Genomic DNA, 25819 nt, shown 5'->3' on the forward strand with positions numbered 1-25819 from the left:
TTGTGTTCACTCAGAATTGCTCGTCAGGCTTTTTCTTCAGCTTCGGGTTCGGGAAGAATTGCACCGCCTGAACCTTGGCGTCCGGCACTTTCAGCGCCGAAACGTTGACCCGCGTGCCCAATTCCTTGGGCACTGACAGACCTTGCTCATTGAGCGTGTCGGAGTAACCGCAGGCCACGCACTCACGGTGCGGGACCTCGTCTTCGTTCCACATCATCAATTTGTCCGGCTCGCTGCAGGCCGGGCAAACTGCCCCGGCGATAAAGCGTTTTTTTGTGATCACAGGCCCCTCGCTCATGCTGCTGCGTCCTCACTCAGGCCGCTGTGGCGCAAGAGTGCGTCAATCGATGGCGCCCGGCCACGGAAGTCGACGAACAGCACCATCGGTTCCTGAGAACCGCCGCGAGCGAGGATCGCTTCACGGAAGGCGCGGCCGGTCTCGGCATTGAGCACGCCGTCTTCTTCGAACTTCGAGAAAGCATCGGCGGACAGCACTTCAGCCCATTTGTAGCTGTAGTAACCCGCCGCGTAACCGCCGGCGAAGATATGCGCGAAGCTGTTCGGGAAGCGGTTGTAGGCCGGCGGACGCATGACCGAAACCTCGTCGCGCACGCCTTCGAGCACTTGCAGCACGCTGCGGCCGTCGCCATGGGTGGCGTGCAGTTCGAAGTCGAACAACGAGAACTCGAGTTGGCGGACCATCATCAGGCCGGACTGGAAGTTTTTCGCCGCGAGCATTTTTCCCAGCAGGTCCTGAGGCAGCGGTTCGCCGGTTTCGTAGTGACCGGAGATCAGCGCCAGGCCTTCGGGCTCCCAGCACCAGTTTTCCATGAACTGACTTGGCAGTTCGACCGCATCCCAGGCCACGCCGTTGATGCCGGACACGCCAGCATGTTCGACGCGGGTCAGCAGGTGATGCAAACCATGGCCAAATTCGTGGAACAGGGTGGTGACTTCATCGTGGGTCAGCAACGCAGGCTTGCCGCTGTCGGCCGGAGTGAAGTTGCACACCAGGTTCGCCACCGGGCTTTGCAGCACGCCTTCAGCGGTGCGGCGACGGTCACGAGCGCCGTCCATCCAGGCCCCGCCGCGTTTGTTGGCGCGGGCGTAGAGGTCGAAGAAGAAGCGGCCGACGTGTTGGCCGTTTTCCTTGATTTCGAACAGGCGAACATCCGGGTGCCAAGTGTCGAAGCCTTTCTGCTCGGCGATTTCGATGCCGTACAGGCGCTGAACGATAGCGAACAAGCCGCCGAGCACTTTGTCGATCGGGAAGTAGGCGCGAAGGGCTTCTTGCGCGACGCTGTAGCGCTGCTCGCGAAGTTTTTCACCGTAGAAACCACTGTCCCAGCTTTGCAGATCCGGGCAGCCCTGTTCGGCGGCGTAGGCCTTGAGTTGTTCCAGGTCCTGAGCCGCGAACGGTTTGCTGCGCTTGGCCAGGTCACGTAGGAAACTGAGTACCTGATCGCTGGATTCAGCCATTTTGGTCGCCAGACTCAGCTCCGAGAAGCTGGCGAAACCCAGTAGCTTGGCCAGCTCCTGACGCAGGTCGAGAATTTCTACCATCACCGGGCCGTTATCGTTCTGACCGGCATTCGGGCCTTGGTCCGACGCACGGGTGCAGTAGGCGGCGTAGACTTCTTCGCGCAGGGCGCGGTCGTGGGCGTAGGTCATCACCGCGTAGTAGCTCGGGAATTCCAGGCTGATCAACCAACCGTCCAGGCCTTTGGCCTGTGCAGCGGCCGCCATTTGCGCCTTGGCCGAATCGGTCAGGCCGGCGAGGGTGGCTTCATCGGTAACGTGCTTGGTCCAGGCCTGAGTGGCGTCGAGCAACTGGTTGGAGAAGCGGCTGCCCAGCTCGGACAGTTTGCTTTGCACTTCGGCGTATCGCTTCTGCTCAGCTTCCGGCAGGTCGATACCCGACAGACGGAAGTCACGCAGTGAGTGTTCCAGAATGGTTTTTTGCGCGACGTCGAAACCGGCGGCTTCGGGGCTGTTGGCCAGGGCTTCGAATGCCTGGAACAGTTCGCGGTTCTGGCCCATCTCGGTGGAGTAGGCGCTCAGGGCCGGCAGGCAGGACTCGTAGGCTTCGCGCAGTTCGGCGCTGTTGCATACGGCATTCAGGTGGCTGACCGGGCTCCAGGCGGCGCCCAGGCGATCATTGAGTTCGTCCATTGCCAGTACCAGGCCGGCCCAGGTCGGTTGTTTGCCCTGGGTTTTGAGGATCTCGATAATGGCGGCGCGGTTGTCAGCCAGGATCTGTTCAATGGCCGGTTGCACGTGTTCGGCACGAATCGCCGAGAACGGCGGCAGGTCGTAGGACTGCAAAAGAGGGTTGTTCACGCTCACGGTTGGCACCTTGGCTGGAAGAAACATGCGGCCATCTTAATTACAATCGACGCTCACCGCAGCTATCAGCGACAGAGAGAGAACCTATCGTGACCCTTCGCAAGTATCTGAACCACACGCCGCTACTGGGCAAAGGCGCTTTTGTCGACGGCTCGGCGGTGGTAATCGGCGACGTCGAAATCGGCGAAGACAGCTCCGTCTGGCCGCTGACGGTGATCCGCGGCGACATGCACCGCATCCGCATCGGTGCGCGCACCAGCGTTCAGGACGGCTGCGTGCTGCACATCACCCACGCAGGGCCGTTCAATCCCGATGGCTTTCCCTGCTTGATCGGGGACGACGTGACCATCGCTCACAAAGTCATGCTCCACGGCTGCTCGGTGGGTAACCGGGTTCTGATCGGCATGGGCAGCATCGTCATGGACGGCGCGGTGGTGGAGGACGATGTGATCATCGGCGCCGGCAGCCTGGTGCCACCGGGCAAGCGCCTGGAAAGCGGTTTTCTGTATGTCGGCAGCCCGGTGAAACAGATCCGGCCGCTGACTGACAAGGAAAAAGCCTTTTTCACCTACAGCGCGGCGAACTACGTGAAGCTCAAGGACCTGCATCTGGCCGAAGGCTACGACCAGCTCTAAGCCTTCTCACTATTGCCCAGGAATTTTCATGCATTACCAAACTGTTTTGTTCGACCTCGATGGCACTTTGACCGACCCGCGTGAGGGGATTACCCGCTCGATCCAGTTCGCCCTGGCCAAACTGGGTATCGACGAGCCCGACCTGACCAAGCTCGAACACTTCATCGGCCCGCCGCTGTTGCAGGCGTTCATGCAGTTTTACGAGTTCGACGAGCCCAAGGCCTGGGAAGCGGTGAATTTCTATCGCGAGCGTTTCAAAGTCACCGGCCTGTACGAGAACCGCGTGTTCGACGGTGTCACACCGCTATTGGAAACCTTGAGCGGGCAAGGTCGACAGCTGTACATCGCTACCTCCAAGCCCTGGGTGTTCGCCCGGGAAATCGCCCGGCACTTCGACTTCGCCAAGCACTTCAAAGTGATTTACGGCAGTGAGCTGGATGGCACCCGGACCAACAAAGTCGAGCTGATCGCCCATTTGATCGCCGAAGAAGGCCTCGACCCGGCCAACACCCTGATGATCGGCGACCGCAAACACGACTTGATCGGCGCGCGCAGCAACGGGCTTGATGCGGCGGCGGTGGGTTATGGTTTTGGCAGCCACGAAGAGCTGAGCGCCGAAGCACCGGCGTATCACTTTGAAACGCTGGAGGAGATGCATCAGGCGTTTCTGCGAGGCTGACACCGAACTGTGGCGAGGGAGCTTGCTCCCGTTCGGCTGCGCAGCAGTCGTGATTGGTCCGGAAATTATGGGGCCACTTCGCGGCCCAACGGGAGCGAGCTCCCTCGCCACAGGGTTATTTGCCGGCCAACGTTTGCAGCGCAGCTTTACGTTGCTTGCTCGGCAACCCACCCAGGCTCTCCACGGCCGCATAAAACTTCACCCAATCCCCACCCTCCTGCCTGAACAGCGCCGCAAACGCCGGCACCCATTGGTCGTACAAACCAAACGGCAGCAACTTGGCATTGTTCATCGGCGCATTGATCCAGGCGTCGTAGCGTTTATCCCCGGCCCATACGTTGTCACGCATCGTCCGATAGTCGCGACGCAGCCGTTCGAACTCGGCGGCTTTGCGTTGGCGCATCTGCTCGGCGGGCAAGGGCTGGGCGTACAGCCGTTCAAGTCGAGCGCGACTGTCCAGAACCAGTTGAGTGAACTGATTACGTTGCTGCATCTGCGCGCCGGTGTCTGGGGCGAGTCCACGGCTGGCGCGCCATTGGCGGGTGCCTTCCTGCTCGACAAACGTGGCGAAAGACTCGTTGAACTCAGTGTCGTCCTTCACATAAAACCGCTGATGGCCCAGCTCATGAAAGATCAGCGTGGCCAACCGTTCATCGCCCCAACTCATCATCGAGCTGAGGATCGGGTCATTGAACCAGCCCAGGGTCGAGTAGGCCTCGACCCCGCCGATCGACACGTCCATGCCGTTGAGTCGTTGCATGGCCGCTTCACCCCGGGCCGCGCTCTGGCTGTAGTAACCGCGGTAAGCGACGCAGCCGGCGATGGGGAAGCAATGGTTCTGCGGCGTCAGGGAAAATTCCGGCGTGGCGAAGACATTCCAGACCACATACGGCCGACCAATGTCGGCGTACAGGCGATAGCTCTGGTTATCCGGCAGGTGCAGATGCTGGCTGGCGAACACCCTAGCCTTTTGTGATTGGGCCAGATGCGCACGCAATTGTGGATCGCGCTGTGGGTCGGCAATCACCTCGGCAACCGGCTCCCGGGCCCGCAGCAATTGCAGCTGACCACTGGCTAATTGACCGTAGTAGCTGACGCTGGCGCAACCGTTGAGCAACAAAAACAACACGCCCGGAAACAAAACGCGCAAAACGCGATCAAGTAACCCAAGGCTTGGAAGCGGCCTGATCAAAATAAAATCATCCTCGGAGAGTCTGCCCGCAAGACTATCCCGCCTGACTGGAGCACCGCTATGCGCATGTTGATGCTGACGGGAGGCCTGCTGACATTGGCCGGTTGTGCCGGATTCGGAATGCCCGATCCTGACCCTTCGCAAGCCTGGATCGATCTCGATGCACGGCAACAAGACACGGCGCTGCAAGCGCTGGAAGTCGATCGCAAGTCCGCCGTCGACAAACGCTTCTTTGAAGTGCAGCCCGGCAGCCATGAATTGAAGGTGCGTTACCAGTTTGCGGTCCAGCCCACCAACATTGGCCCGGACAGTGAGCCGTTGTGGCGCGATTGTCAGTTGAGTGTGAAATTCAAGGATTTCAACGCCGGTGAGCGCTATGAGTTGCAAGCGGGAAACATCGGATTCCATCCGTGGGCAAAGCTCTATGATCAGCAGCGAAAAGTCATTGGGCACGGCACACCGGCAGGCTGCCAACGCACGTGATCGGCGTTATGCTGAATGACCAATCATCAGGACATTCATCATGCGCAGGTTATTGCTGTTGCTCACGGCAAGCGTCATTTCCGGTTGCCTGAGCCCGATGCCGGCGGTCAATCCGCAGATGGCCTGGGTCGACATGTCTACACCGACCCCCGGTGGGAAATTAATGATGGCCGAACGCCTGGATAACCAGCGATTGACCGACGGGCGTTTCTTTCAGGTCACCCCCGGCAGTCATGAGTTGATGGTGCGTTTCGACTTTGAGGTGTTCAGTGGCGGTTTTGGAATGATGAACGATCCCGCAGAGCGCCTCTGCTACCTGACCATTCGCTACGACCATTTCGAGGCCGGCCAGCGTTACATGCTCGAAGGGCGCTCATTGTCGTTCACGCCCAGCGCACGGCTGTATAACGCCAAGCGTGAGATCGTGGCCGAAGACCGGGCGGTGGACTGCGCCATTTGAGGCCAATCAACGATCGTTTTTTTGGTAGATGATCTTCTTCGTGCCGTTTTCACAGGAGCCAACGACCATTGCGGCATCGTGCTTGTCGGCTTCTTTTTTCGTGACTATTTCCAGGGTGTAGGAGGGTATGGCTTTAGCCTGGATTTTTATTTCAATTTCCTTCTTAAGCTCTTCGCAGTCTTTGGTCGCGGCCAGGGCCGAAGTCGCCAATGCACCGCAAATAACGGCCAAGACAAAACGTTTCATGGTTGAAGCTCCCTTGAGGCAGCGCGCATGTCTATGCGCTGAAGCTGCTGTCATTTATTCGACCACAGTTTTACAAAGCGAGTTCTGACTTCGCTCACAAACTGCATGTTCAACCATGGATTGTGTCGTTCATGAGATTGCCTTCGCGAGCAAGCCCGCTCCCACAGTTGAAATGCATTCCAATTGTGGGAGCGGGCTTGCTCGCGAAGGCGTCGGTGCAATCAACGCCAATTTAAAGACTTGTGAACATCAACTGACCAACGTCGCTTCGAGGCTGATCTTCGCATTCAGCACTTTGGATACCGGGCAACCTTCCTTAGCCTTTTTACTCAGTTCCTCGAACTGTGCCTGAGTTGCCCCAGGGATTTTCGCCTTGAGGATCAGTTTCACCGCCGTGATCGCAAATCCGCCCTCCACCTGGTCCAGGGTGACCTCAGCGTTGGTATCGATGCTGTCAGCCTTTAGGCCGGCGTCGCCGAGAATCATCGAAAACGCCATGGAGAAGCAGCCTGCGTGGGCCGCGCCGATCAGCTCTTCCGGATTGGTGCCTTTACCGCCCTCGAAACGGGCCTTGAAGCCGTAGGGCGCTTCTCTGAGTACGCCGGTTTCCGTGGAGATCGAACCGATGCCGGTTTTCAGATCGCCTGCCCAATGAGCCGATGCTTTCTTCGTGATAGCCATGTCTGCCTCCTCAAGATCGGCGCGAAACGTCGCGCCTTCGTGGTTTTCGCTTGGTAAGGGTTCTGAGGATAGAAGACTTGGCAAAGTTCACCCTGTCGGATCAAACCGCTTATCTGGTAGGCAAATTCATGTCTGCTATTGAAACTCGGGTATATGCCCTCATTGCATAGGGAACGCTTTCAGACTCGGCAGGTTTTCGTTCGTGAAAAAACCTGCGCCCCCATTGGAGAAGCAGGTTTATGAAACGACTGTCCGATATCAAGTTTTCGACCCTCGATCTGGTGCCCGTACGGGAGAACGGCAGCGCGGCCCAGTCACTGCACAATTCCCTGGACTTGGCCCAGCACGTCGAAAAGTTTGGCTACAACCGCTTTTGGGTGGCCGAACACCACAACATGGACGGCATCGCCAGTTCCGCGACGTCGGTATTACTCGGTTACCTGGCCGGGGGCACCTCGACTATTCGTGTCGGCTCCGGGGGCGTGATGCTCCCCAATCATGCGCCATTGGTGATCGCCGAACAGTTCGGCACCCTCGAAAGCCTGTATCCCGGCCGTATCGACCTCGGCCTGGGCCGCGCGCCCGGTTCCGATCAGATGACCGCCCGCGCACTGCGCCGAGAACGCTCCGGCAGTGCGGACGAATTCCCGGAAGACGTTGCAGAGCTGATGCGCTACCTCGGCCCACGCACGCCGGACCAGCGAATTATCGCGATGCCCGGAACAGGCACCAATGTCCCGGTCTGGCTGCTGGGTTCCAGTCTGTTCAGCGCGCAACTGGCCGGCGAACGCGGTTTGCCCTACGCCTTCGCCTCGCATTTCGCACCGCGTTTCATGCACGAGGCGATTCGCGTCTATCGCAATCACTTCAAACCTTCAGCGGTATTGGACAAGCCCTACGTGATGCTCGGCGTGCCACTGGTGGCGGCCGATACCGACGAACAGGCTGATTACCTGGCGACGTCGGTCTACCAGCGAATCCTCGCCCTGATGCGTGGCCAGAGCCTGGTGCAACGTCCGCCGGTGAAAACCATGGACGGCCTGTGGCTGCCGCATGAGAAGGAAGCGGTCGGCGATTTGCTGGGGCTGGCCATGGTCGGCAGCCCGCAGAAAATCCGCGCCAAACTGGAAGTGCTGATCGAGCAGACCCAGGCCGATGAACTGATTTTCACCTGCGACCTCTACGAGCACGCGGATCGCGTGCATTCCTATGAGTTGCTGGCGCAGGTCATGAAGGGCTGATCCCGGAACGACGCGCATAAAAAAGCCGACGCCATTGCGTCGGCTTTTTCATTGAGGGTGGTAACAATCTACTTTTTGTAGACGATCACTTTACTGCCGGCTTCGCACTTGCCGACGACTTTCCCGCCAGCGGCAGCGCCTTTGTCGACAATCTCCAGCGAATAGCCCGAGACATGCTTGGCATCAAGTTTCGCTGCGATTTCGCCTTTCAGGTCTTCGCACGACTTACCGCCAGCAAGGGCTGTTCCCGCGATGCTCAATAAACCTACCGCCAAAATAAACTTCTTCATCGGTCGCATTCCCTGGTCGGATCAAATGGGGAGCATCCAGCAGTAGCCAGATGCGCTCAAGTAGCGCTTTGCCATTCCCTATGGCACTCGGCCAGCGCGCAAGTTCAGAAGACTAGCTCAAACTCAGCTACTGGCAATCCTGAACCCGACTTTCAGTGTCACCTGGAAGTGGGCAGCCTTGCCGTCCTTGATGTGGCCGCGGGTTTCGGTCACTTCAAACCATTCCAGATGCTTGAGGCTTTTGCTGGCTTCGGCCAGCGCATTGTTGATGGCGTCTTCGATGCTGGTAGGGGACGAGCCGACCAGCTCGACTTTCTTGTAGGTGTGATGGTCAGTCATGGCGTTCTCCTTGGGGTATGAAATACAGCCTAGCAGTGATTTTTCGTATTACTTCTGTCGGCCAATCGGGCACCGCCGTTCAGATTTACTGCACTTTCTCAAACCCCTGAAGTCCCAACCAACACACGCTACTCATCACCAATGAAGGAGAGCCACCATGGCCAATACCTCTTTACGTAAAGCCTCATTGCAAAGCATGGAAGCCGAGATCGAGAGTCTTCTCAAATCGCTGGAAAACCTTAAGGACGACGCCTCGGACGAGTCGCGTAAAACCCTCAAGGCCCTGAAAAGCAACGCCGAGAGCGCGCTGAAACATTCGCGCCACCTGCTCGCCGATGCCTATGAAGAAGTGAAAGTGAAAACCCGCGAAACCGGGATCGCCACCCGGGACTACGCCCAAGAACACCCTTGGACTACAGCGGGTGTCGCTGTCGGTGCACTCGGTCTACTCGCGGCTTATCTGTTGTGCAAACGCGGCGACTAATCCGCTTGGCGCAGCTCGTTTTTGAGCCACTGCGCCAACTGCCGAGCGCGGCCATCCGCGGCACGCTTGGGTAGCCACAACGCCAGTTGCGCCGGGGTTTCACAGAAACCCCACGGCGCAACCAGGCGACCTGCTTTCAAGTCCTCGGCCACCAGCGGCTCAGGGGCAATCGCCACACCCAACCCCGCCACCGCGGCTTCCAGCAAATAATACAAATGCTCGAAACCCTGCCCCAACTTCAACGCCTTGGCGTCGAGGCCGCTTTGCTGTGCCCAGCTCGGCCACGCCTGAGGACGCGATGTGGTGTGCAGCAGCGGCTCGCTCAGCAGCGCGCTGACCGGCGCCTGTTGCAGCCGTTCGTAGCCGGCGAAGCGTGGGCTCAGGACCGGGCCGATGCGTTCGCTGGCCAGTTCATAGACTTGCATGTCCGCCGGCCAGGGTGGCTCGGCGAACACCAGCAAAGCGTCCAGTCCAGGCCGCCGTGGGTCGAGATCGCCTTCCCCGGCTGACAGGTGCAGGCGCAGGTCCGGCAGATCCGCATTCAAGCGTCCAAGGCGCGGAATGAACCAGCGTGCGAGCAAGCTGCCGGAGCAGCCGAGCACGAAGGGTGCGTCGGCGGTGCTTTGGGTCAATTCGGCACAAACGGTGCGCAATCGCTCAAACGCGTCGCTGCTGGCATCGCGCAAACGAACGCCGGCATCTGTGAGTTTAAGGCCACGCCCGTCCTTGACGAACAGACTAACGCCGAGGTGTTCTTCCAGCACCTTGAGTTGTCGGCTAACCGCACCATGAGTGACGTGTAGCTGTTCGGCAGCCTGACTGACGCTGTTCAGGCGGGCAGTGGCTTCGAAGGCCCGAAGGGCGTTCAGCGGAGGAAGGTCATGGCTCATGGGATATGTGAGTTTTCCTGACAGGTTGTGGCGATCTTATCGGTTTTCAGGTCGGAACGTCAGGGGTAGAGTGGTCGTCATTGTCATCACACGAATCCAACTGGAGCGACCCATGACCCAGACTAATCTGCGCAACGGCCCCGATGCCAACGGCCTGTTTGGCTCGTTCGGCGGCCGTTACGTCGCTGAAACCCTGATGCCGTTGATCCTCGACCTGGCCCGTGAATACGAACTGGCCAAGGAAGATCCGGCATTTAAAGAAGAACTGGCCTACTTCCAGCGTGACTACGTCGGTCGTCCAAGCCCACTGTATTTCGCTGAACGCCTGACCGAGTTCTGCGGCGGCGCGAAGATTTACCTCAAGCGCGAAGAGTTGAACCACACCGGCGCGCACAAGATCAACAACTGCATCGGCCAGATCCTGCTGGCGCGGCGCATGGGCAAAAAACGCATCATCGCCGAGACCGGCGCCGGCATGCACGGCGTGGCGACCGCTACCGTGGCCGCGCGTTTTGGTCTGGATTGCGTGATCTACATGGGCACCACTGACATCGAACGTCAGCAGGCCAACGTGTTCCGCATGAAACTGCTGGGCGCCGAAGTGATCCCGGTGGTGGCCGGCACCGGCACCCTGAAAGACGCGATGAACGAAGCCCTGCGTGACTGGGTGACCAACGTCGACAGCACCTTCTACCTGATCGGCACCGTGGCCGGCCCGCACCCTTACCCGGCGATGGTTCGCGACTTCCAGTCGGTGATCGGCAAGGAAACCCGTACTCAACTGCAAGATCAGGAAGGTCGCCTGCCGGACAGCCTGGTGGCGTGCATCGGCGGTGGCTCCAACGCCATGGGCCTGTTCCACCCGTTCCTGGATGACAAGAGCGTCGAGATCATCGGCGTTGAAGCCGCCGGCTACGGCATCGAAACCGGCAAGCACGCGGCCAGTCTGAATGGCGGCGTACCGGGTGTGTTGCACGGCAACCGCACCTTCCTGCTGCAGGACGACGACGGCCAGATCATTGACGCTCACTCGATCTCCGCCGGCCTCGACTACCCGGGCATCGGCCCTGAACACGCCTGGTTGCATGACATCGGCCGCGTTCAATACACCTCGGTGACCGACGACGAAGCCCTTGATGCGTTCCACAAATGCTGCCGCCTGGAAGGGATCATTCCTGCTCTGGAAAGCGCCCACGCCCTGGCCGAAGTGTTCAAACGCGCACCGAACCTGCCGAAAGATCACCTGATGGTGGTCAACCTGTCCGGTCGTGGCGACAAAGACATGCAAACCGTGATGCACCACATGGAACAATCTAAGCAGGAGAAACACTGATGAGCCGCCTGCAAACGCGTTTTGCCGAACTCAAGGAACAGAATCGCGCCGCCCTGGTGACCTTCGTCACCGCTGGCGACCCGAGCTATGACACCTCGCTGGCGATCCTCAAAGGCTTGCCGGGTGCTGGCGCCGACGTGATCGAATTGGGCATGCCCTTCACCGACCCGATGGCCGACGGCCCGGCGATCCAGCTGGCGAACATCCGCGCTTTGGGCGCCAAACAGAACCTGGCGAAAACCCTGCAGATGGTTCGCGAGTTCCGCGAAGGCAACACCGAGACGCCGTTGGTGTTGATGGGTTACTTCAACCCGATCCACATGTACGGCGTGCCGCGCTTCATCGCGGACGCTAAAGAGGCCGGCGTTGACGGTCTGATCGTGGTTGACCTGCCGCCGGAACATAACGGCGAACTGTGCGACCCGGCTCAGGCTGCGGGTCTGGACTTCATTCGTCTGACCACGCCGACCACCGACGATGTGCGCCTGCCGACCGTTCTGAACGGCAGCTCCGGCTTCGTTTATTACGTGTCGGTTGCCGGTGTGACGGGCGCGGGTGCGGCAACGCTGGAACACGTCGAAGAAGCAGTTGCTCGTTTGCGTCGTCACACCGACCTGCCGATCAGCATCGGTTTCGGTATCCGTACACCGGAGCAAGCGGCGGCTATCGCTCGTCTGGCGGACGGCGTGGTGGTGGGTTCGGCATTGATCGATCACATCGCGAATGCGTCGACACCGGATCAGGCGATCGACGGTGTATTGAGTCTTTGCGCAGCGTTGGCCGAGGGCGTGCGCAAAGCACGGGTCAGCTGAAAGTAAAGTTCCTGATACAAAGGAATTAGCGCCTCGCAACACAGACTAAACAGTAAGACCGAGGGTTTCAGGACTACGTTCTGAAGCCCTTTTTGCTGTAGGTGCAGTGAGGAAACCCCCGATGAAAATGCCGAAACGGTTGATAGCCAGCCTGGGCGTACTGATGCTGAGTGCGACCCCGTTGCTGCACGCCAGCGCCGATCAGCGCGACGATCACGACCACGGCGGCCCGGAGCAGGGCCAATACGATAACCATGGTGACAACCGTGGCAATGATCACCGCGGCCCGGAGGACAACCATCGTGGCGGTCCTCCACCACATGATTTTGGCCCGGTGCGTCAGACCATTCACGACAATCACGGATACTTTGTGCGTGGTGCGCCGCCACCGCCAGGCATCCGTCTGGAACGTGGCCGGCCGTTGCCTCACGGTTATTACGGCGAACGCCTGGATCAGCGTGCGCTGGGTCGGTTGCCGCAATACGAGGGTTACGAATGGCGCCGCGCGGGCGGCGACATTGTGCTGATCGCCGTAGGAACCGGGATCGTTTATGAAATTCTGGATGGCGTCCTCAATTGATCTGACACACATCACCTGTGGTGAGGGGGCTTGCCCCCGTTCGGCTGCGAAGCAGTCGTCAATTCGGCCCGCGCGGTCTATCTGATTATCCGCGTCTGCTGATTTTGGGGCCGCTTCGCGACCCAGCGGGGGCAAGCCCCCTCGCCACAAGGTATGCACTCATCATCAGCATCAGGTTCAGCCTCAAGTTCAGGGCAGTTCCAGTCCGCCCGAGGCTTTGTGCAATTTGCGCAAATGCTCGCCGATCTGCTTCACATTGGCCTCGCTGGCCGCAATCTCCGCAGCGCGCTTGGGCTCTAGCAACTTACGCACTTCAGCATCCAGATCACCGGACAGCACCAGCAGCTTTTTCTGCCGCTGACTGCTTTCATCCTCAAGCCGCTTGAACTCGCTCGGCTGTGGCAACCCATAACCACGACTATCAAGAAGCTCTGCCGGGCGGCTGAGGAAGCCGCTGTTGGCGAGGATTTCCTGCAAGGTCGCGTTAGCCTTGTCCATGCCGCCGTTCTCCAGCTCCCGGGCACCGAGGTAGCGCTGCTTCACCTCATCCTGGGCCAACTGTAGCTGCCGACGGAAACTGGCCTGTTCCAACAACAGCAATGCCGCGCTGGTGCGCAAGTCAGCCTGATCGATCCATTGCCGGCGCTCTTCGGCGCTCAATGCCAGCCAGTCTTCGACAGTGGTCTGCTTGATCGGCAAGTGCTTCTTCAGCACTTCGAACATGGCTTGATAGCGATCGCGGAAGGAGTCGAAGCGATAACCCAGGCGTAAAGCTTCGCGAGGGTCGTCCAGCACGCTGGTGTCCGCCAATCCGCGGCCCTTGAGCACTTCCAGCAAGCCGTTGGGCATGATGCTGTCCAGTCCGGTCAGTTGCGCGTTGTTGCTGCCGCTGCGCAGCAGTTTCAGGCTTTCAACCGCGCAATTATTGGACAGGAAGAAGTAGTTGCCGTCGTAGCTCCAGTGCATCTCTGCGGCGTGTTCCACCACTTCTTCGATTTCGGTGCGAGAGAGATTCAGCGGCACCGAAGCCAGGCTGCGCATTTCGGTCTTGGTGTATTCGTCGATCACTTGGGCCAGGGGCAAGACAAACAGGCGTGACGGATATTTACCCACCAGCCCATCCCAACTCGACAACTGTACGTCACCGACGAAGGCGCGGTAGGACAGCGCCAGGTGCTGATCCAGGTCCAGCCGGCAATCCGGTCCGCGTGGTCGGCCCGGCGCACAGATCACCAGGCGCAACATGCTGTGGCCCCAACGGCTGACCCAGTTCTGGTTGGCTTCGGCCAGCAGATAGTCCACGGCATAAACCCGTTCCGGGTCGACCTGGCCCAATGGTGTCTTGGCGAAGTCGTTACCGGCATTGAGGAAGGCGAAGGATTTGGCGCAAGTGTCTTTGGCGGCCGGCGCCCAGCCGAAATGTTCTTTGTAGTAGCGGTAAAGCGCAGGACGTCGGCAGGCATAGCTCGGGTCCAGGAGGAAGTACTCCATGTTGACCGCCACGAACTCCTTGGGATTGGTCGTCTCGTAGATATCCGGGCTGCGAACGATTTGCCGGTTGTGCTGCTCGCGTTCGCCACGTCGGCCGACGTATTGCGGCCAGCCGGCCAGATCCAGCAGGCGCGGGTCGTCACTGAGGGTAAAACGTCGCGCCGTCTGGCCGCGGCATTGATCGGGAATGCCGACCAGACCAGAGCTGCTATTGCGCTGGCTGCAACGCTGGATCAGCGTGCGCTGGGCAGATGGCCACAGGCGCGCGCGGTCGTAAATATGGGTGAGTTCGTGCAAGACCGTAGCGAGCATTTCCCGGCGCACGGTGCCGTGGGGGCGGTAGGTCTTTTTCGTCGCGGCGCTGCCGTCGGTGAGGCTGTCGAGCAGATTGCGATTCAGATCGAGCTCGGACACCAGCGACGCCTCGCCGTAGGCGTTGTCGGGCATTTCGTCGGTCCAGCCAACATCGATGCGCCGATCCAGTTGCTCGACGAAGCGCGGCGGCAATGCCTGCATGGCCTCATCGAGCAGCGCCTGGCTGGCCTGCACTTGCGCGGGACTCAGACCGTCGGTCTTGAGCCGTAATTGCAAGCTGGCCTGTGCGGTGTTGCCAAGCAGCAACACCATCCCGGCCAGCAGCCAGGCGCTGAGCGACCTCACAGTGCGAGGATGGCTTCGGCGAGGACCTGATCACTGGCGTCGCGGGCTTCAGGTACGCGGGTGCGTAGGGTATTGAAGGCCTCTTCCAGATGCGCGCCACGAATATCGCCATCGCTGGCGACGAAACTGGCCGCGTCGTCGTGAGCTTCGCGCACGATCTTCGAATCACGGATGGACGTGGTGGTATCAGAAGTGAAATCAAGCGTGCGCTGGGTGGCGCGAATGATCATGTTACTGGTGGCTACCAGGGTGTGCGCCTGGGCCACGTCGGCCAACAACAGCAAGCCAAGGGTGGCAGCAATCAGCGGGCTACGCATGGAACGACTCCGGAGGAACGATGATAACTATTGGACGAGAATTGCTTGTGCCAGTTCAAGGTCGCTGGCATGAAGTTTTGGCTGGCTCCGGCGCAGGTAAACCAGGGCGGATTCCAGTTGCGCTCCTCGCAGTTGGCCGTCACTGGCAATGAAAGCCGCAGCGTCATCCTGAGCGGCGATCAGCAGTTTATGGTCGAAGGGCGCAGAGGTCACCATGCCGGTCGCCCAAACGGAGACAACAGTGTTTTGCGTCGATACATCAAAGGCATCGGCTGAAGTCGCCCAGCAGGCTGTGAGCAATACGGAAGGGATAAACAGATTTGGCAGAAAACGCATAGGACTCGGTAACGGTTAGCGAGCCCCAACACTAGCGCAATGCCCGGGCCAGAGCCAGCGCCGAAACATCGGGACACGCACGACGTGTCCCGCAATGCCAGCAGCTTAGATGGTCAGAATAGCCTGAGCCAGCTGCGCATCGGTTGCTTGTAACTGTGGTGCCTGATGGCGAATGTGATCCAGCGCGCTTTCCAGCTTCACGCCACGGATTTCGCCTTCGCTGGCTACGAAGCTGGCAGCGTCGTCACGGGCGGCGAGGACGATTTTGTCGTCACGAAAGGAAGAGGAAACGTCGGAAGTGGCGTCGGACGAGGATTTCAGCGCACCGACAACGGCGTCGGTGGTAACGATGAAGCTGGTGGCACTGGCGTTGGCAGCCATTGCCAGCAGGGCAGCAGCGCTGAGCAGGCGAAGACGGGACATAGGGTAACTCCTGAGGATAAACCGTAGTGAGAGGTGGCTCGGTATCTGAGGAGTCAGACGCCGGTTGCACTGCATTCGCCACGTTCTGCGTGGATATTAGGCCCGGCGACGAGGTTCGCACAGTGGGCAAAATGCTAGCGCCAGAAGGGTTTCTCCATTTCATTCAGCCGATCGGCGTGGCTGAGACCCAGATCTGCGAGATCCCGACCCTCCAGTTGCGCCAACAGGCGCCGCGTCCTGGCGCGCTCCAGGGCTTGCCAGATATTGCGAAACACGCGGCGCAAAGGGTGGCTGCGCTGGGGCGCGCTGCTCGACATTGCTGAAACATCCTGTAAGTCGTTCATGACCTTTTCCTTTAGCCAAATAGGGTGAAGGGTCATGGTGAGCCTGATACAGGCAACGGAGCAGATACACCGGCGTAAAATTGTACTGGTTCAGAATCGATTTTATTAAAACTGTACTTGTGTTCGGCTCAGGTGCCTGTACCGGCCGTTTTCCGTGGTCAAAACGACAAAACCCGTCGTGGTTTCCCACGACGGGTTTTGTTTGTTCAATTCGGGTTGCTGGCGGTGGACCCTATAGGTCAGAGCCAGCGACGCTAACTTAGCGCCAGAACGGCTTGCTCAGCTCTTCGTAGCGTTGTGCTTCGCTAATCCCGGCATCAGCCAGCAGACGCGAATCCAGACGAGCCAATTGATGGCGGCTGGTAATGCGGCGCTGCCACAACATCAGGTTGGCGATAACGCGAAGAGGCATGGAAGCCTGGGTTTTTGCAGCATTGTCTTCGAAGAACAGCTCGGAACTGAGTGTACGTTCCATGGTTGACATCCTTCCGCTTGTGGCGGGATTAGGTAGTGGTTTAACTGATGCCAATGATCCTCCTGTTTGGCCAGTCCCCCTAGATACAGTTCACTTGTATTGTGAGGGATCAATTAACTGTTTATAGGGGGTGTACTGGTCAAAATTGAGGCAACTGTACCTGTCGGCACCAATACAGTGCAATATAGGTAAGTCGACTCGAAAATGCAGGGGATTTCGGTAGGAAAAGACCAGTACAGCAGTACAGTTTTCGACAGGATCGGGTGTTGCAAGAGCCAACTGACGCAACTGTGTTTGCGTCAGCTGTGTTTTACGTCAATCAGACCACCAGCATCCGCCCGGTTTCTTCCAGGTTAATGTGCCAGCTCAGGGCATCGCGCAGGATGTGCGGGGTGTGCCCACCGAGCGCGCAGGCGGCGATGAAGTAGTCATTCAAGGCTTCGCGATAGTCCGGGTGAACACAGTTGTCGATAACCACCCGAGCCCGCTCACGAGGCGCCAGCCCGCGCAGGTCGGCCAGACCGATCTCGGTCACCAGGATGTCGACGTCATGTTCGGTATGGTCGACGTGGCTGACCATCGGCACCACGCTGGAAATCGCACCGCCCTTGGCAATCGACTTGGTGACAAAGATCGACAGGTGCGCGTTGCGCGCGAAGTCACCCGAACCGCCGATGCCGTTCATCATCCGTGTACCACAGACGTGGGTGGAGTTGACGTTACCGTACAGGTCGAACTCCAGCGCCGTGTTGACGGCGATGATGCCCAGACGCCTAACCACTTCCGGGTGATTGGAGATTTCCTGGGGGCGCAGTACCAGCTTGTTCTTGTAATGCTCCAGGTTGCCGAACACATCGGCATTGCGCCGGGCCGACAAGGTGATCGAACTGCCCGAGGCAAAGCTTAGCTTGCCGGCATCGATCAGGTCGAACGTCGAATCCTGCAACACTTCCGAATACATCGTCAGGTCTTCAAACGGCGAGTCGATCAGGCCACACATCACCGAGTTGGCGATGGTGCCGATCCCGGCCTGCAACGGGCCAAGCTTGTTGGTCATGCGCCCGGCAGCCACTTCCTGCGTGAAGAACTCGATCAAGTGATCGGCGATGGCCTGAGTTTCGGCGTCCGGTGGCAGTACAGTCGACGGCGAGTCGGATTGATTGGTGATCACGATTGCGACGATCTTTTCCGGCGGGATCGGAATGGCGGTGCTGCCAATGCGATCGTCGACCTTCACCAGCGGAATGGGCGTGCGGGTCGGACGGTAGGTCGGGATATAGATGTCGTGCAACCCTTCGAGATTCGGGTTGTGCGCCATGTTGATCTCGACGATGACGTGCTTCGCGAAAATCGCGAAGCTGGCCGAGTTACCCACCGACGTGGTCGGTACGATATGGCCTTGTTCCGTGATCGCCACGGCTTCAATCACCGCGATGTCCGGCAGCTTGAGTTGCTGGTTGCGCAGCATCTCCACGGTTTCCGACAGGTGCTGGTCGATGAACATGACTTGGCCGGCGTTGATGGCCTTGCGCAGTGTGCTGTCGACCTGGAACGGCATGCGTCGCGACAGGACGCCGGCTTCGGTCAACTGCTTATCGAGGTCGTTGCCCAGGCTGGCGCCGGTCATCAAGGTGATTTTCAGCGGCGTGGTTTTGGCGCGTTCGGCCAGCGCGTGTGGCACAGCCTTGGCTTCGCCGGCGCGGGTGAAACCGCTCATGCCGACGGTCATGCCGTCCTGAATCAGAGCGGCAGCGTCAGCGGCGCTCATCACCTTATCCAACAACGAAGGCAAGCGAATACGGTCACGGTACATGGATTATTATCTCGGGCAACGGAAGCAAGGTACTCAGTCTAGTGATTTGAAAAAAATCCGTCCCGCTACCATGGTCGAATGCCGAGCCCTGATTTAGAGCCTTTGGTCGGGTTTCACGGGGAATAAAAAAACCCCAGCCTACTAAAGGCTGAGGTTTTGGGTATTGCGCTGGCGCAGGTTTTACTCGACGGCTTTAACCATGTCCTCGATGACCTTCTTGGCGTCGCCGAAGACCATCATGGTTTTGTCGAGGTAGAACAGTTCGTTGTCCAGACCGGCATAGCCGCTGGCCATCGAGCGCTTGTTGACGATGATGGTCTTGGCTTTGAACGCTTCGAGAATCGGCATGCCGGCAATCGGCGATTTCGGATCGTTCTTGGCGGCTGGGTTAACCACGTCGTTGGCGCCCAACACCAGCACCACGTCGGCCTGACCGAACTCGGAGTTGATGTCTTCCATCTCGAACACCTGGTCGTAAGGCACTTCGGCCTCGGCCAGCAACACGTTCATGTGGCCAGGCATCCGACCGGCAACCGGGTGGATCGCGTACTTCACGGTCACGCCGCGATGGGTCAGCTTTTCGGTCAGCTCTTTCAGCGCATGTTGCGCCCGTGCAACCGCCAGGCCGTAGCCCGGAACGATGATCACGGTGTCAGCGTTGGTCAGCAGGAAGGTCGCGTCGTCAGCCGAACCGGATTTCACCGGGCGGGCTTCTTTCGAGCCAGCAGGGCCGGCTGCATCCGCCGTGTTGCCGAAACCGCCGAGCAGCACATTAAAGAAGGAGCGGTTCATCGCCTTGCACATGATGTACGAGAGGATCGCACCGCTCGAGCCTACCAGCGAGCCGGCAATGATCAGCATCGAGTTGTTCAGCGAGAAGCCGATACCCGCCGCTGCCCAGCCGGAGTAGCTGTTGAGCATCGACACAACCACCGGCATGTCCGCGCCGCCAATCGGGATGATGATCAACACGCCCAGCACGAAGGCCAGGGCCAGCATCAGCGCGAAGGCGTTGAGGTTGCCGGTCAGCATGAAGGTGATGCCAAGGGCCAGTGTCGCCAGGCCCAGCAGCAGGTTCAGCTTATGCTGGCCGCCAAACTGTACCGGTGCACCCTGGAACAGGCGGAACTTGTACTTGCCCGACAGCTTGCCAAAGGCGATCACCGAACCGGAGAAGGTGATTGCACCGATGGCGGCGCCGAGGAATAGCTCCAGACGGTTACCGGCAGGAATCGAATCGCCCAGCTGTTTAACAATACCCAGCGATTGCGGCTCAACGACAGCAGCGATCGCAATGAACACCGCGGCCATGCCGATCATGCTGTGCATGAAGGCGACCAGTTCCGGCATCTTGGTCATTTCAACGCGCTTGGCCATGATCGAACCGGCGGTGCCGCCGACCAGCAGGCCGACGATAACGTAGCCGATGCCTGCAGTCGCGAGCTCAGCGCCCAGCTTATAGATGAGGCCGATAGTGGTGAGGATCGCCAGCCCCATGCCGAGCATGCCGTACACGTTGCCGCGTCGGGACGTGGTCGGGTGCGACAGGCCTTTAAGGGCCTGGATGAAGCAGATCGACGCGATCAAGTAGAGCGTCGTTACGAGGTTCATGCTCATTACTTGGGCGCCTCTTCTTTTACGACTTTCGGGGCTTTTTTCTTGAACATCTCAAGCATTCTGCGGGTGACCAGGAAGCCACCAAACACGTTCACTGCGGCCAGTGCCACGGCCAGGGTGCCCATGGTCTTGCCCAGTGGTGTCACGGTCAAAGCCGCCGCCAGCATGGCGCCGACGATCACGATCGCGGAGATTGCGTTGGTCACCGCCATCAACGGCGTGTGCAGTGCAGGTGTTACGTTCCAGACCACGTGATAACCGACATAAATCGCCAGCACGAAGATGATCAGGTTGTAGATACCGGGGGAGATAAGCTCTTCCATCGTCTGAATCCCTGCTTAGGCGTTTTTGCGGATGACTTGGCCGTCGCGGCACATCAGGCACGCGGCGACGATGTCGTCTTCTAGGTTCACTTCGAACTGGCCTTCTTTGTTGAAGACCAGCTTCAGGAAGTCCAGCAGGTTGCGGGCGTACAAGGCCGAAGCGTCTGCCGCGACTTCACCGGCCAGATTGGTCGGGCCACAAATGGTCACGCCATTCGCAACGACCACCTGATCGGCCACGGTCAGCGGGCAGTTGCCGCCCTGGGCTGCGGCAAGGTCGATGACCACCGAGCCTGGCTTCATCTGCGCCACGGTTTCGGCACTCAATAGCGTCGGTGCCTTGCGGCCTGGGATCAGTGCGGTGGTAATGACAATGTCAGCCTGCTTGGCGCGTTCGTGCACGGCCAGGGCCTGGCGCTGCATCCAGCTCGCTGGCATTGGTCGTGCGTAACCGCCAACACCGACGGCGCATTCGCGCTCTTCATCGGTCTCGTAAGGTACGTCGACGAACTTGGCGCCGAGGGATTCGATCTGCTCTTTTACCGCAGGACGCACGTCAGACGCTTCGATCACCGCACCCAGACGTTTCGCCGTGGCGATTGCCTGCAAACCCGCCACACCTGCACCGAGGATCAGCACGCGCGCTGCTTTCACAGTGCCCGCGGCGGTCATCAACATCGGCATGAAGCGTGGGTAGTAGTGAGCGGCGAGCAGTACGGATTTGTAACCGGCGATGTTCGCTTGAGAGGACAGCACGTCCAGGCTCTGGGCGCGAGAGGTGCGTGGCGCGGCTTCCAGCGCGAACGCGGTAATGCCGCACTCGGCTAGCTTGGCGATGATTTCATTGCTGAGCGGGTTGAGCATGCCCACCACAACGGTGCCGCTCTTGATCAGAGTCAGCTCGCTGTCGCTGGGCGCGACCACCTTCAAAATCAGCTCGGCACCAAACGCGTCGTTGGCGCTGCCAATGGTTGCGCCTGCCGCTTCATAGGCACTGTCGACAACACTGGCTTTTACCCCGGCGCCGCTTTGTACAGTGACCTTATGGCCCTGGCCGATCAGCTTTTTGATGGTTTCCGGGGTTGCAGCAACCCGTGTTTCACCCGTCTGGGTTTCGAGAGGAACACCAATGTGCACGTCAAATCTCCTGCGTGATCTTATTGAGTAAACCCAGGCACTTCGGATGGTGCGGCTGGGGCGGCCGATCAGCACGATCCCGCCAAATCAGGCGGGGCGCGGCATTTTGCAGGCGAACTTTGTGCCCTTCAAGGGATTATGACGGGTGACGGAAAATTAACTACAAGTCACCCCGTGACCGAATGTCGCAACTAGCCGGGTCAATCCCTTGCAGGCCGTGCCTTGTAAGGATTCTGGTCGAAATTCAAGAATTTACATATCGGTGCGGTGAATGAGCTGCCATGGCATCGAAATAGAGGCTCAAGGCCACGTCATCAGGCACTTGTGGGACGTTTGTACTGTTTGTCGGTACAGTCTATGAATATGCGACAAATACTTATATCTGTAGTGCTTTGGTTTTGCTGACTACGGGGTCAGTTAACGAGACATAGCCTTTATCCTTCTAGGCTGTAGCTGTGGGCCTGATTCACCAGCCAATCCCGAAAAGCCCTTAAAGACGCCGATTCGACCTTTCGCTCAGGAATCATCAGGTAATAGGCCTTGATGCTCGACAGCGCTTGCGGATTGGCAATCACCAGGCGCTTCTCTGCCAGTTCACGCTGAATCAGGAACGGCGGAATCAGTGCAATCCCCATATCGTGCATGGCCGCCTGGGCGAGCATGGAGAATAGCTCGTAACGCGGGCCTGTCATGTCGCGGGGGATATTCAGGCTCTGGGAGTTGAACCATTGGCGCCAGGCGTAGGGGCGGGTGGTCTGTTGCAGTAGCGGTAGTTCCGCGATTTCAGCGGGTGTCAGGTTGGTCTTCTTGCCCAGTAGGGCTGGGCTGCACACCGGCATCGGATTCTCTCCCATCAGCCTGTGGGATTCGGTACCCGACCAGTCCGCGTCGCCGAAGTAGATCGCGGCATCGAACTCGGTGTCGGCAAACAAGAACGGACGTGTGCGGTTGGTGAGGTTAACCGTCACCTCCGGGTGCTTGTGCTGGAAGTCCTTGAGCCTTGGCAGCAACCATTGGGTGCCGAAGGTCGGCACCACCGCCAGTTCGATCACGTTCGCGCCTTGCTGGCCCATGACCGACAAGGTGTCCCGTTCAACGGCATCGAGTTGGGTGGCCACACGACGGCTGTAGGAAAGCCCGGCTTCTGTCAGCTTCACTCCGCGCCGAGAGCGTCGGAACAGTTCGACACTGAGGAATTCCTCGAGGCTGGCGATCTGTCGGCAAATCGCTCCCTGGGTGAGTGAAAGTTCCTGGGCTGCCTTGGTAAAGCTCTCGTGGCGCGCTGCCGCTTCGAAGCTGATCAGGGCGGTGGTGCTGGGGATTTTTCTGCGCATGTACGTGAACCTCACTAATACGTCGCACAAATGACCTTTGGCGATGCTTCGGAGTGAGAAATTAGCACAACAGTATGCGAAATCCTCGTTTGCCGGAATGCCGCACCGGGCCTAGGATCAACCCACGTTATTTGACCCGATTCGAGAGGACTCACTCATGGGCGGTAAAGCTAGCTTCAACTGGATCGATCCCCTGCTGCTGGATCAACAGCTCACCGAAGAAGAACGCATGATCCGCGACACCGCCGAGCAGTTCGCTCAGCAGAAGCTCGCACCGCGTGTTCTGGAAGCTTTCCGCCATGAGAAGACCGACATCGCGATCTTCCGTGAGATGGGCGAAGTGGGCTTGTTGGGTGCGACCATTCCCGAGGAATACGGTGGCAGCGGCCTGAACTACGTCAGCTATGGCCTGATCGCTCGTGAAGTCGAGCGGGTTGACTCCGGTTATCGCTCGATGATGAGCGTGCAGTCCTCACTGGTCATGGTGCCGATCAATGAGTTCGGTACTGAAGCGCAAAAGCAGAAGTATCTGCCGAAACTCGCTTCCGGCGAGTGGATCGGGTGCTTCGGGCTGACAGAGCCTGACCACGGTTCCGACCCGGGCGCGATGATTACTCGTGCACGCAAAGTGGAAGGCGGCTACAGCCTGACCGGCAGCAAGATGTGGATCACCAACAGCCCCATCGCCGATGTGTTCGTGGTCTGGGGCAAGGATGATGCCGGTGACATTCGTGGCTTCGTACTGGAAAAGGGTTGGAAAGGCCTGAGCGCTCCGGCGATTCACGGCAAGGTCGGCCTGCGTGCGTCCATCACCGGCGAAATCGTCATGGACAACGTGTTTGTTCCTGAAGAGAACATCTTCCCGGATGTCCGTGGTCTGAAAGGCCCTTTTACCTGCCTCAACTCCGCGCGTTATGGCATCTCCTGGGGTGCACTGGGCGCCGCCGAATTCTGCTGGCACACCGCTCGCCAGTACACCCTGGATCGTCAGCAGTTCGGCCGCCCATTGGCAGCTACTCAGTTGATCCAGAAAAAACTGGCTGACATGCAGACTGAAATCACCCTGGCGCTGCAAGGTTGCTTGCGTCTGGGTCGTATGAAAGACGAAGGCACTGCTGCGGTCGAGATCACTTCGATGATGAAGCGCAACTCCTGCGGTAAATCCCTGGATATCGCGCGCATGGCTCGCGACATGCTGGGTGGCAATGGTATTTCCGATGAGTTCGGTGTCGCTCGCCACCTGGTCAACCTGGAAGTCGTGAATACCTATGAAGGTACGCATGACGTCCACGCGCTGATCCTTGGTCGCGCGCAGACCGGTATCCAGGCGTTCTATTAATAGGAGAACGGCCATGGGCGCGCTTTCGCATCTACGGGTACTGGATTTATCGCGGGTGCTGGCCGGGCCTTGGTCCGGGCAGATCCTGGCGGACCTTGGCGCTGAAGTGATCAAGGTCGAGCGCCCGGGCAATGGCGATGACACGCGCGCCTGGGGGCCTCCGTTCCTTAAAGACGCCTATGGCGAGAACACCAGCGAGGCCGCTTACTACCTGTCGGCCAATCGCAACAAACAATCGGTGACCATCGACTTCACCCGACCTGAAGGGCAGAAGCTCGTACGTGATCTGGCGGCGAAGTCGGACATTCTGATCGAGAACTTCAAGGTCGGTGGTCTGGCGGCTTATGGTCTGGACTATGAGTCGCTCAAGGCGATCAATCCGAATCTGATCTATTGCTCGATTACCGGGTTCGGTCAGACAGGGCCTTACGCCAAGCGCGCGGGTTATGACTTCATGATCCAGGGGTTGGGCGGCTTGATGAGCCTCACCGGTCGACCTGAGGGTGATGAGGGCGCGGGGCCGGTGAAAGTCGGTGTAGCGCTGACCGACATTTTGACCGGGCTCTATTCGACGGTGGCGATATTGGCGGCGCTGGCGCATCGGGATCATGACGGTGGCGGGCAGCACATTGATATGGCGTTGCTGGATGTGCAGGTGGCTTGTCTGGCGAATCAGGCAATGAACTACCTGACTACTGGCAATGCGCCTAAGCGCTTGGGGAATGCTCATCCGAACATCGTGCCTTATCAGGACTTTCCTACGGCGGATGGCGATTTCATCCTCACGGTGGGTAACGACGGGCAGTTTCGCAAGTTTGCCAAGGTGGCAGGTCAGCCGCAGTGGGCGGATGATCCGCGCTTTGCCACCAACAAGCTGCGGGTGGCTAATCGGGCGGTACTGATTCCGTTGATCCGTCAGACGACTGTATTCAAGACTACGACTGAGTGGGTGCTCCAGTTGGAGCAGGCGGGCGTGCCGTGTGGGCCGATCAATGATCTGGCCCAGGTGTTTGCTGATCCGCAGGTTCAGGCGCGTGGGTTGGCTATAGAGTTGCCTCACGCATTGGCCGGGATGGTGCCTCAGGTTGCGAGTCCGATTCGCTTGTCCGAGACCCCGGTGGAATACCGTAATGCGCCTCCTCTATTAGGGGAGCATACGCTTGAGGTTCTGCAGCGGGTGTTGGGGTTGTCAGTTGGTGCCGTGGCTGCTTTCAAAGAGGCTGGGGTCCTTTGAGAGATCCTTCTATATAGAAGGCGTTGTTTTGCTCTCCTATATAGAAGGAATCGTGCGGTTTTCCAGCTTTCAGCAAGTTATTGATAGAAAAGCTAAATCAGGGCTTGACGGCAGATTCTGGAAGTCTATAATTCGCCCCACTTCCGGCGCAGTCGAAACGGAAAACTCCTTGGTAAACAAAGAGTTATGCAGTTTTCGGCAGCGAGTTGCTTCAGGTCATCGAAGCCCAGAAGGAGTTGGTAGAGCGGTGTTGTGTGGCTCTATTAACGGTTCGATCTTCTCGGT

At 58.9% G+C, this 25819-nt stretch carries 30 protein-coding genes; 11 read left to right on the plus strand and 19 right to left on the minus strand.

The window, feature by feature from the left end; all coding sequences use genetic code 11:
- Positions 1–10: 10 nt before the first annotated feature.
- Together JFT87_RS05110 and prlC are read right to left on the minus strand one after the other, a co-directional pair.
- The gene (locus tag JFT87_RS05110) at positions 11–298 is read right to left on the minus strand and encodes a YheV family putative zinc ribbon protein (protein WP_201199386.1); all 288 of its coding nucleotides are present in this window, start codon (positions 296–298) and stop codon (positions 11–13) included.
- Positions 295–2373, minus strand: coding sequence for an oligopeptidase A (prlC, locus tag JFT87_RS05115; RefSeq protein ID WP_201199388.1), 2079 nt, complete (start codon positions 2371–2373; stop codon positions 295–297). Before prlC ends, JFT87_RS05110 begins: the two co-directional genes overlap by 4 nt.
- A gap of 62 nt (positions 2374–2435) precedes the next feature.
- Between prlC and JFT87_RS05120 the strand changes: the two genes are divergently transcribed.
- Together JFT87_RS05120 and JFT87_RS05125 are read left to right on the plus strand one after the other, a co-directional pair.
- Positions 2436–2981 (plus strand): gamma carbonic anhydrase family protein, encoded by a 546-nt coding sequence (locus tag JFT87_RS05120; protein ID WP_201199391.1) that lies wholly within the window; start codon positions 2436–2438, stop codon positions 2979–2981.
- Positions 2982–3009: 28 nt separating this feature from the next.
- Entirely contained in the window at positions 3010–3660 is a 651-nt protein-coding gene (locus tag JFT87_RS05125) for an HAD family hydrolase (RefSeq protein ID WP_201199393.1), read from the plus strand.
- 115 nt (positions 3661–3775) lie between these two features.
- Here JFT87_RS05125 and JFT87_RS05130 read toward each other — a convergent pair whose 3' ends face one another.
- Positions 3776–4852, minus strand: coding sequence for an aminopeptidase (locus JFT87_RS05130; RefSeq protein WP_201199395.1), 1077 nt, complete (start codon positions 4850–4852; stop codon positions 3776–3778).
- 60 nt (positions 4853–4912) lie between these two features.
- Here JFT87_RS05130 and JFT87_RS05135 point away from each other — a divergent pair, with 60 nt between their 5' ends.
- A complete protein-coding gene (locus tag JFT87_RS05135) occupies positions 4913–5335 on the plus strand; it encodes a PA0061/PA0062 family lipoprotein (protein ID WP_201199396.1) in 423 nt (140 codons plus the stop codon).
- A gap of 40 nt (positions 5336–5375) precedes the next feature.
- Positions 5376–5795 carry a PA0061/PA0062 family lipoprotein gene (locus tag JFT87_RS05140; RefSeq protein WP_201199398.1) on the plus strand — a complete coding sequence of 140 codons (420 nt, stop codon included), beginning with the start codon at positions 5376–5378 and terminating at the stop codon, positions 5793–5795.
- Positions 5796–5801: 6 nt separating this feature from the next.
- On the opposite strand, the gene JFT87_RS05145 is transcribed toward JFT87_RS05140, so the two are convergent.
- On the minus strand, positions 5802–6041 hold the full coding sequence (locus tag JFT87_RS05145; RefSeq protein WP_201199400.1) for a DUF1161 domain-containing protein: 240 nt from the start codon (positions 6039–6041) through the stop codon (positions 5802–5804).
- 249 nt (positions 6042–6290) lie between these two features.
- On the minus strand, positions 6291–6722 hold the full coding sequence (locus tag JFT87_RS05150; RefSeq protein ID WP_201199402.1) for an OsmC family protein: 432 nt from the start codon (positions 6720–6722) through the stop codon (positions 6291–6293).
- 239 nt (positions 6723–6961) lie between these two features.
- Between JFT87_RS05150 and JFT87_RS05155 the strand changes: the two genes are divergently transcribed.
- Positions 6962–7963 carry an LLM class flavin-dependent oxidoreductase gene (locus tag JFT87_RS05155; protein ID WP_201199404.1) on the plus strand — a complete coding sequence of 334 codons (1002 nt, stop codon included), beginning with the start codon at positions 6962–6964 and terminating at the stop codon, positions 7961–7963.
- A gap of 68 nt (positions 7964–8031) precedes the next feature.
- Here the strand turns inward: JFT87_RS05155 and JFT87_RS05160 are convergent, their stop codons facing one another.
- Positions 8032–8253, minus strand: coding sequence for a DUF1161 domain-containing protein (locus JFT87_RS05160; RefSeq protein WP_201199406.1), 222 nt, complete (start codon positions 8251–8253; stop codon positions 8032–8034).
- Between the two features lie 123 nt (positions 8254–8376).
- Positions 8377–8592 (minus strand): dodecin, encoded by a 216-nt coding sequence (locus JFT87_RS05165; RefSeq protein WP_054047931.1) that lies wholly within the window; start codon positions 8590–8592, stop codon positions 8377–8379.
- A 157-nt stretch (positions 8593–8749) separates the two neighbouring features.
- Here JFT87_RS05165 and JFT87_RS05170 point away from each other — a divergent pair, with 157 nt between their 5' ends.
- Entirely contained in the window at positions 8750–9076 is a 327-nt protein-coding gene (locus JFT87_RS05170; protein ID WP_201195924.1) for a DUF883 family protein, read from the plus strand.
- Here the strand turns inward: JFT87_RS05170 and JFT87_RS05175 are convergent.
- On the minus strand, positions 9073–9966 hold the full coding sequence (locus tag JFT87_RS05175) for a LysR family transcriptional regulator (protein ID WP_201199408.1): 894 nt from the start codon (positions 9964–9966) through the stop codon (positions 9073–9075). The genes JFT87_RS05170 and JFT87_RS05175 overlap by 4 nt on opposite strands.
- A 112-nt stretch (positions 9967–10078) precedes the next feature.
- Here JFT87_RS05175 and trpB point away from each other — a divergent pair, with 112 nt between their 5' ends.
- The 3 genes from trpB to JFT87_RS05190 all read left to right on the plus strand — a co-directional run bounded on the left by trpB (position 10079) and on the right by JFT87_RS05190 (position 12691).
- A complete protein-coding gene (gene trpB, locus JFT87_RS05180) occupies positions 10079–11299 on the plus strand; it encodes a tryptophan synthase subunit beta (protein ID WP_201199410.1) in 1221 nt (406 codons plus the stop codon).
- The gene (gene trpA / locus JFT87_RS05185; protein WP_201199412.1) at positions 11299–12111 is read left to right on the plus strand and encodes a tryptophan synthase subunit alpha; all 813 of its coding nucleotides are present in this window, start codon (positions 11299–11301) and stop codon (positions 12109–12111) included. Before trpB ends, trpA begins: the two co-directional genes overlap by 1 nt.
- Positions 12112–12232: 121 nt before the next feature.
- The gene (locus JFT87_RS05190; RefSeq protein ID WP_201199414.1) at positions 12233–12691 is read left to right on the plus strand and encodes an anti-virulence regulator CigR family protein; all 459 of its coding nucleotides are present in this window, start codon (positions 12233–12235) and stop codon (positions 12689–12691) included.
- A gap of 189 nt (positions 12692–12880) precedes the next feature.
- Here the strand turns inward: JFT87_RS05190 and JFT87_RS05195 are convergent, their stop codons facing one another.
- The 11 genes from JFT87_RS05195 to JFT87_RS05245 all read right to left on the minus strand — a co-directional run bounded on the left by JFT87_RS05195 (position 12881) and on the right by JFT87_RS05245 (position 22961).
- Positions 12881–14842 (minus strand): DUF7844 domain-containing protein, encoded by a 1962-nt coding sequence (locus tag JFT87_RS05195; protein ID WP_201199416.1) that lies wholly within the window; start codon positions 14840–14842, stop codon positions 12881–12883.
- Positions 14839–15159 (minus strand): DUF2388 domain-containing protein, encoded by a 321-nt coding sequence (locus JFT87_RS05200; RefSeq protein ID WP_201195912.1) that lies wholly within the window; start codon positions 15157–15159, stop codon positions 14839–14841. The genes JFT87_RS05195 and JFT87_RS05200 overlap by 4 nt, the downstream gene beginning before the upstream one ends.
- A 27-nt stretch (positions 15160–15186) precedes the next feature.
- Complete coding sequence (locus JFT87_RS05205; protein ID WP_201199418.1) at positions 15187–15495, minus strand: DUF2388 domain-containing protein; 309 nt, start codon at positions 15493–15495, stop codon at positions 15187–15189.
- A 105-nt stretch (positions 15496–15600) separates the two neighbouring features.
- Positions 15601–15918 (minus strand): DUF2388 domain-containing protein, encoded by a 318-nt coding sequence (locus JFT87_RS05210; RefSeq protein WP_201199420.1) that lies wholly within the window; start codon positions 15916–15918, stop codon positions 15601–15603.
- Between the two features lie 134 nt (positions 15919–16052).
- A complete protein-coding gene (locus tag JFT87_RS05215; protein WP_201199422.1) occupies positions 16053–16262 on the minus strand; it encodes a DUF1127 domain-containing protein in 210 nt (69 codons plus the stop codon).
- A gap of 259 nt (positions 16263–16521) precedes the next feature.
- Positions 16522–16737 carry a DUF1127 domain-containing protein gene (locus JFT87_RS05220; RefSeq protein ID WP_201195908.1) on the minus strand — a complete coding sequence of 72 codons (216 nt, stop codon included), beginning with the start codon at positions 16735–16737 and terminating at the stop codon, positions 16522–16524.
- A 319-nt stretch (positions 16738–17056) separates the two neighbouring features.
- Positions 17057–18550 (minus strand): acetyl-CoA hydrolase/transferase family protein, encoded by a 1494-nt coding sequence (locus JFT87_RS05225; RefSeq protein ID WP_201199424.1) that lies wholly within the window; start codon positions 18548–18550, stop codon positions 17057–17059.
- Positions 18551–18730: 180 nt separating this feature from the next.
- Positions 18731–20167: an NAD(P)(+) transhydrogenase (Re/Si-specific) subunit beta gene (locus JFT87_RS05230; RefSeq protein ID WP_201199426.1), complete on the minus strand. Its 1437-nt coding sequence runs from the start codon at positions 20165–20167 to the stop codon at positions 18731–18733.
- On the minus strand, positions 20167–20490 hold the full coding sequence (locus JFT87_RS05235) for an NAD(P) transhydrogenase subunit alpha (protein ID WP_007947884.1): 324 nt from the start codon (positions 20488–20490) through the stop codon (positions 20167–20169). Before JFT87_RS05235 ends, JFT87_RS05230 begins: the two co-directional genes overlap by 1 nt.
- A 15-nt stretch (positions 20491–20505) precedes the next feature.
- Complete coding sequence (locus JFT87_RS05240; RefSeq protein WP_201199430.1) at positions 20506–21627, minus strand: Re/Si-specific NAD(P)(+) transhydrogenase subunit alpha; 1122 nt, start codon at positions 21625–21627, stop codon at positions 20506–20508.
- 434 nt (positions 21628–22061) lie between these two features.
- Entirely contained in the window at positions 22062–22961 is a 900-nt protein-coding gene (locus JFT87_RS05245; RefSeq protein WP_201199432.1) for a LysR family transcriptional regulator, read from the minus strand.
- Between the two features lie 157 nt (positions 22962–23118).
- On the opposite strand from JFT87_RS05245, the gene JFT87_RS05250 reads away from it, so the two are divergent.
- Together JFT87_RS05250 and JFT87_RS05255 are read left to right on the plus strand one after the other, a co-directional pair.
- Entirely contained in the window at positions 23119–24300 is a 1182-nt protein-coding gene (locus JFT87_RS05250; RefSeq protein WP_201199434.1) for an acyl-CoA dehydrogenase, read from the plus strand.
- A 13-nt stretch (positions 24301–24313) separates the two neighbouring features.
- Positions 24314–25534, plus strand: a complete 1221-nt coding sequence (locus tag JFT87_RS05255; RefSeq protein WP_201199436.1) for a CaiB/BaiF CoA transferase family protein — start codon at positions 24314–24316, stop codon at positions 25532–25534.
- Positions 25535–25819: the final 285 nt, after the last annotated feature.

Origin of the sequence: Pseudomonas sp. TH15 (genome assembly GCF_016651105.1) — a bacterium.
GTDB lineage: Bacteria > Pseudomonadota > Gammaproteobacteria > Pseudomonadales > Pseudomonadaceae > Aquipseudomonas.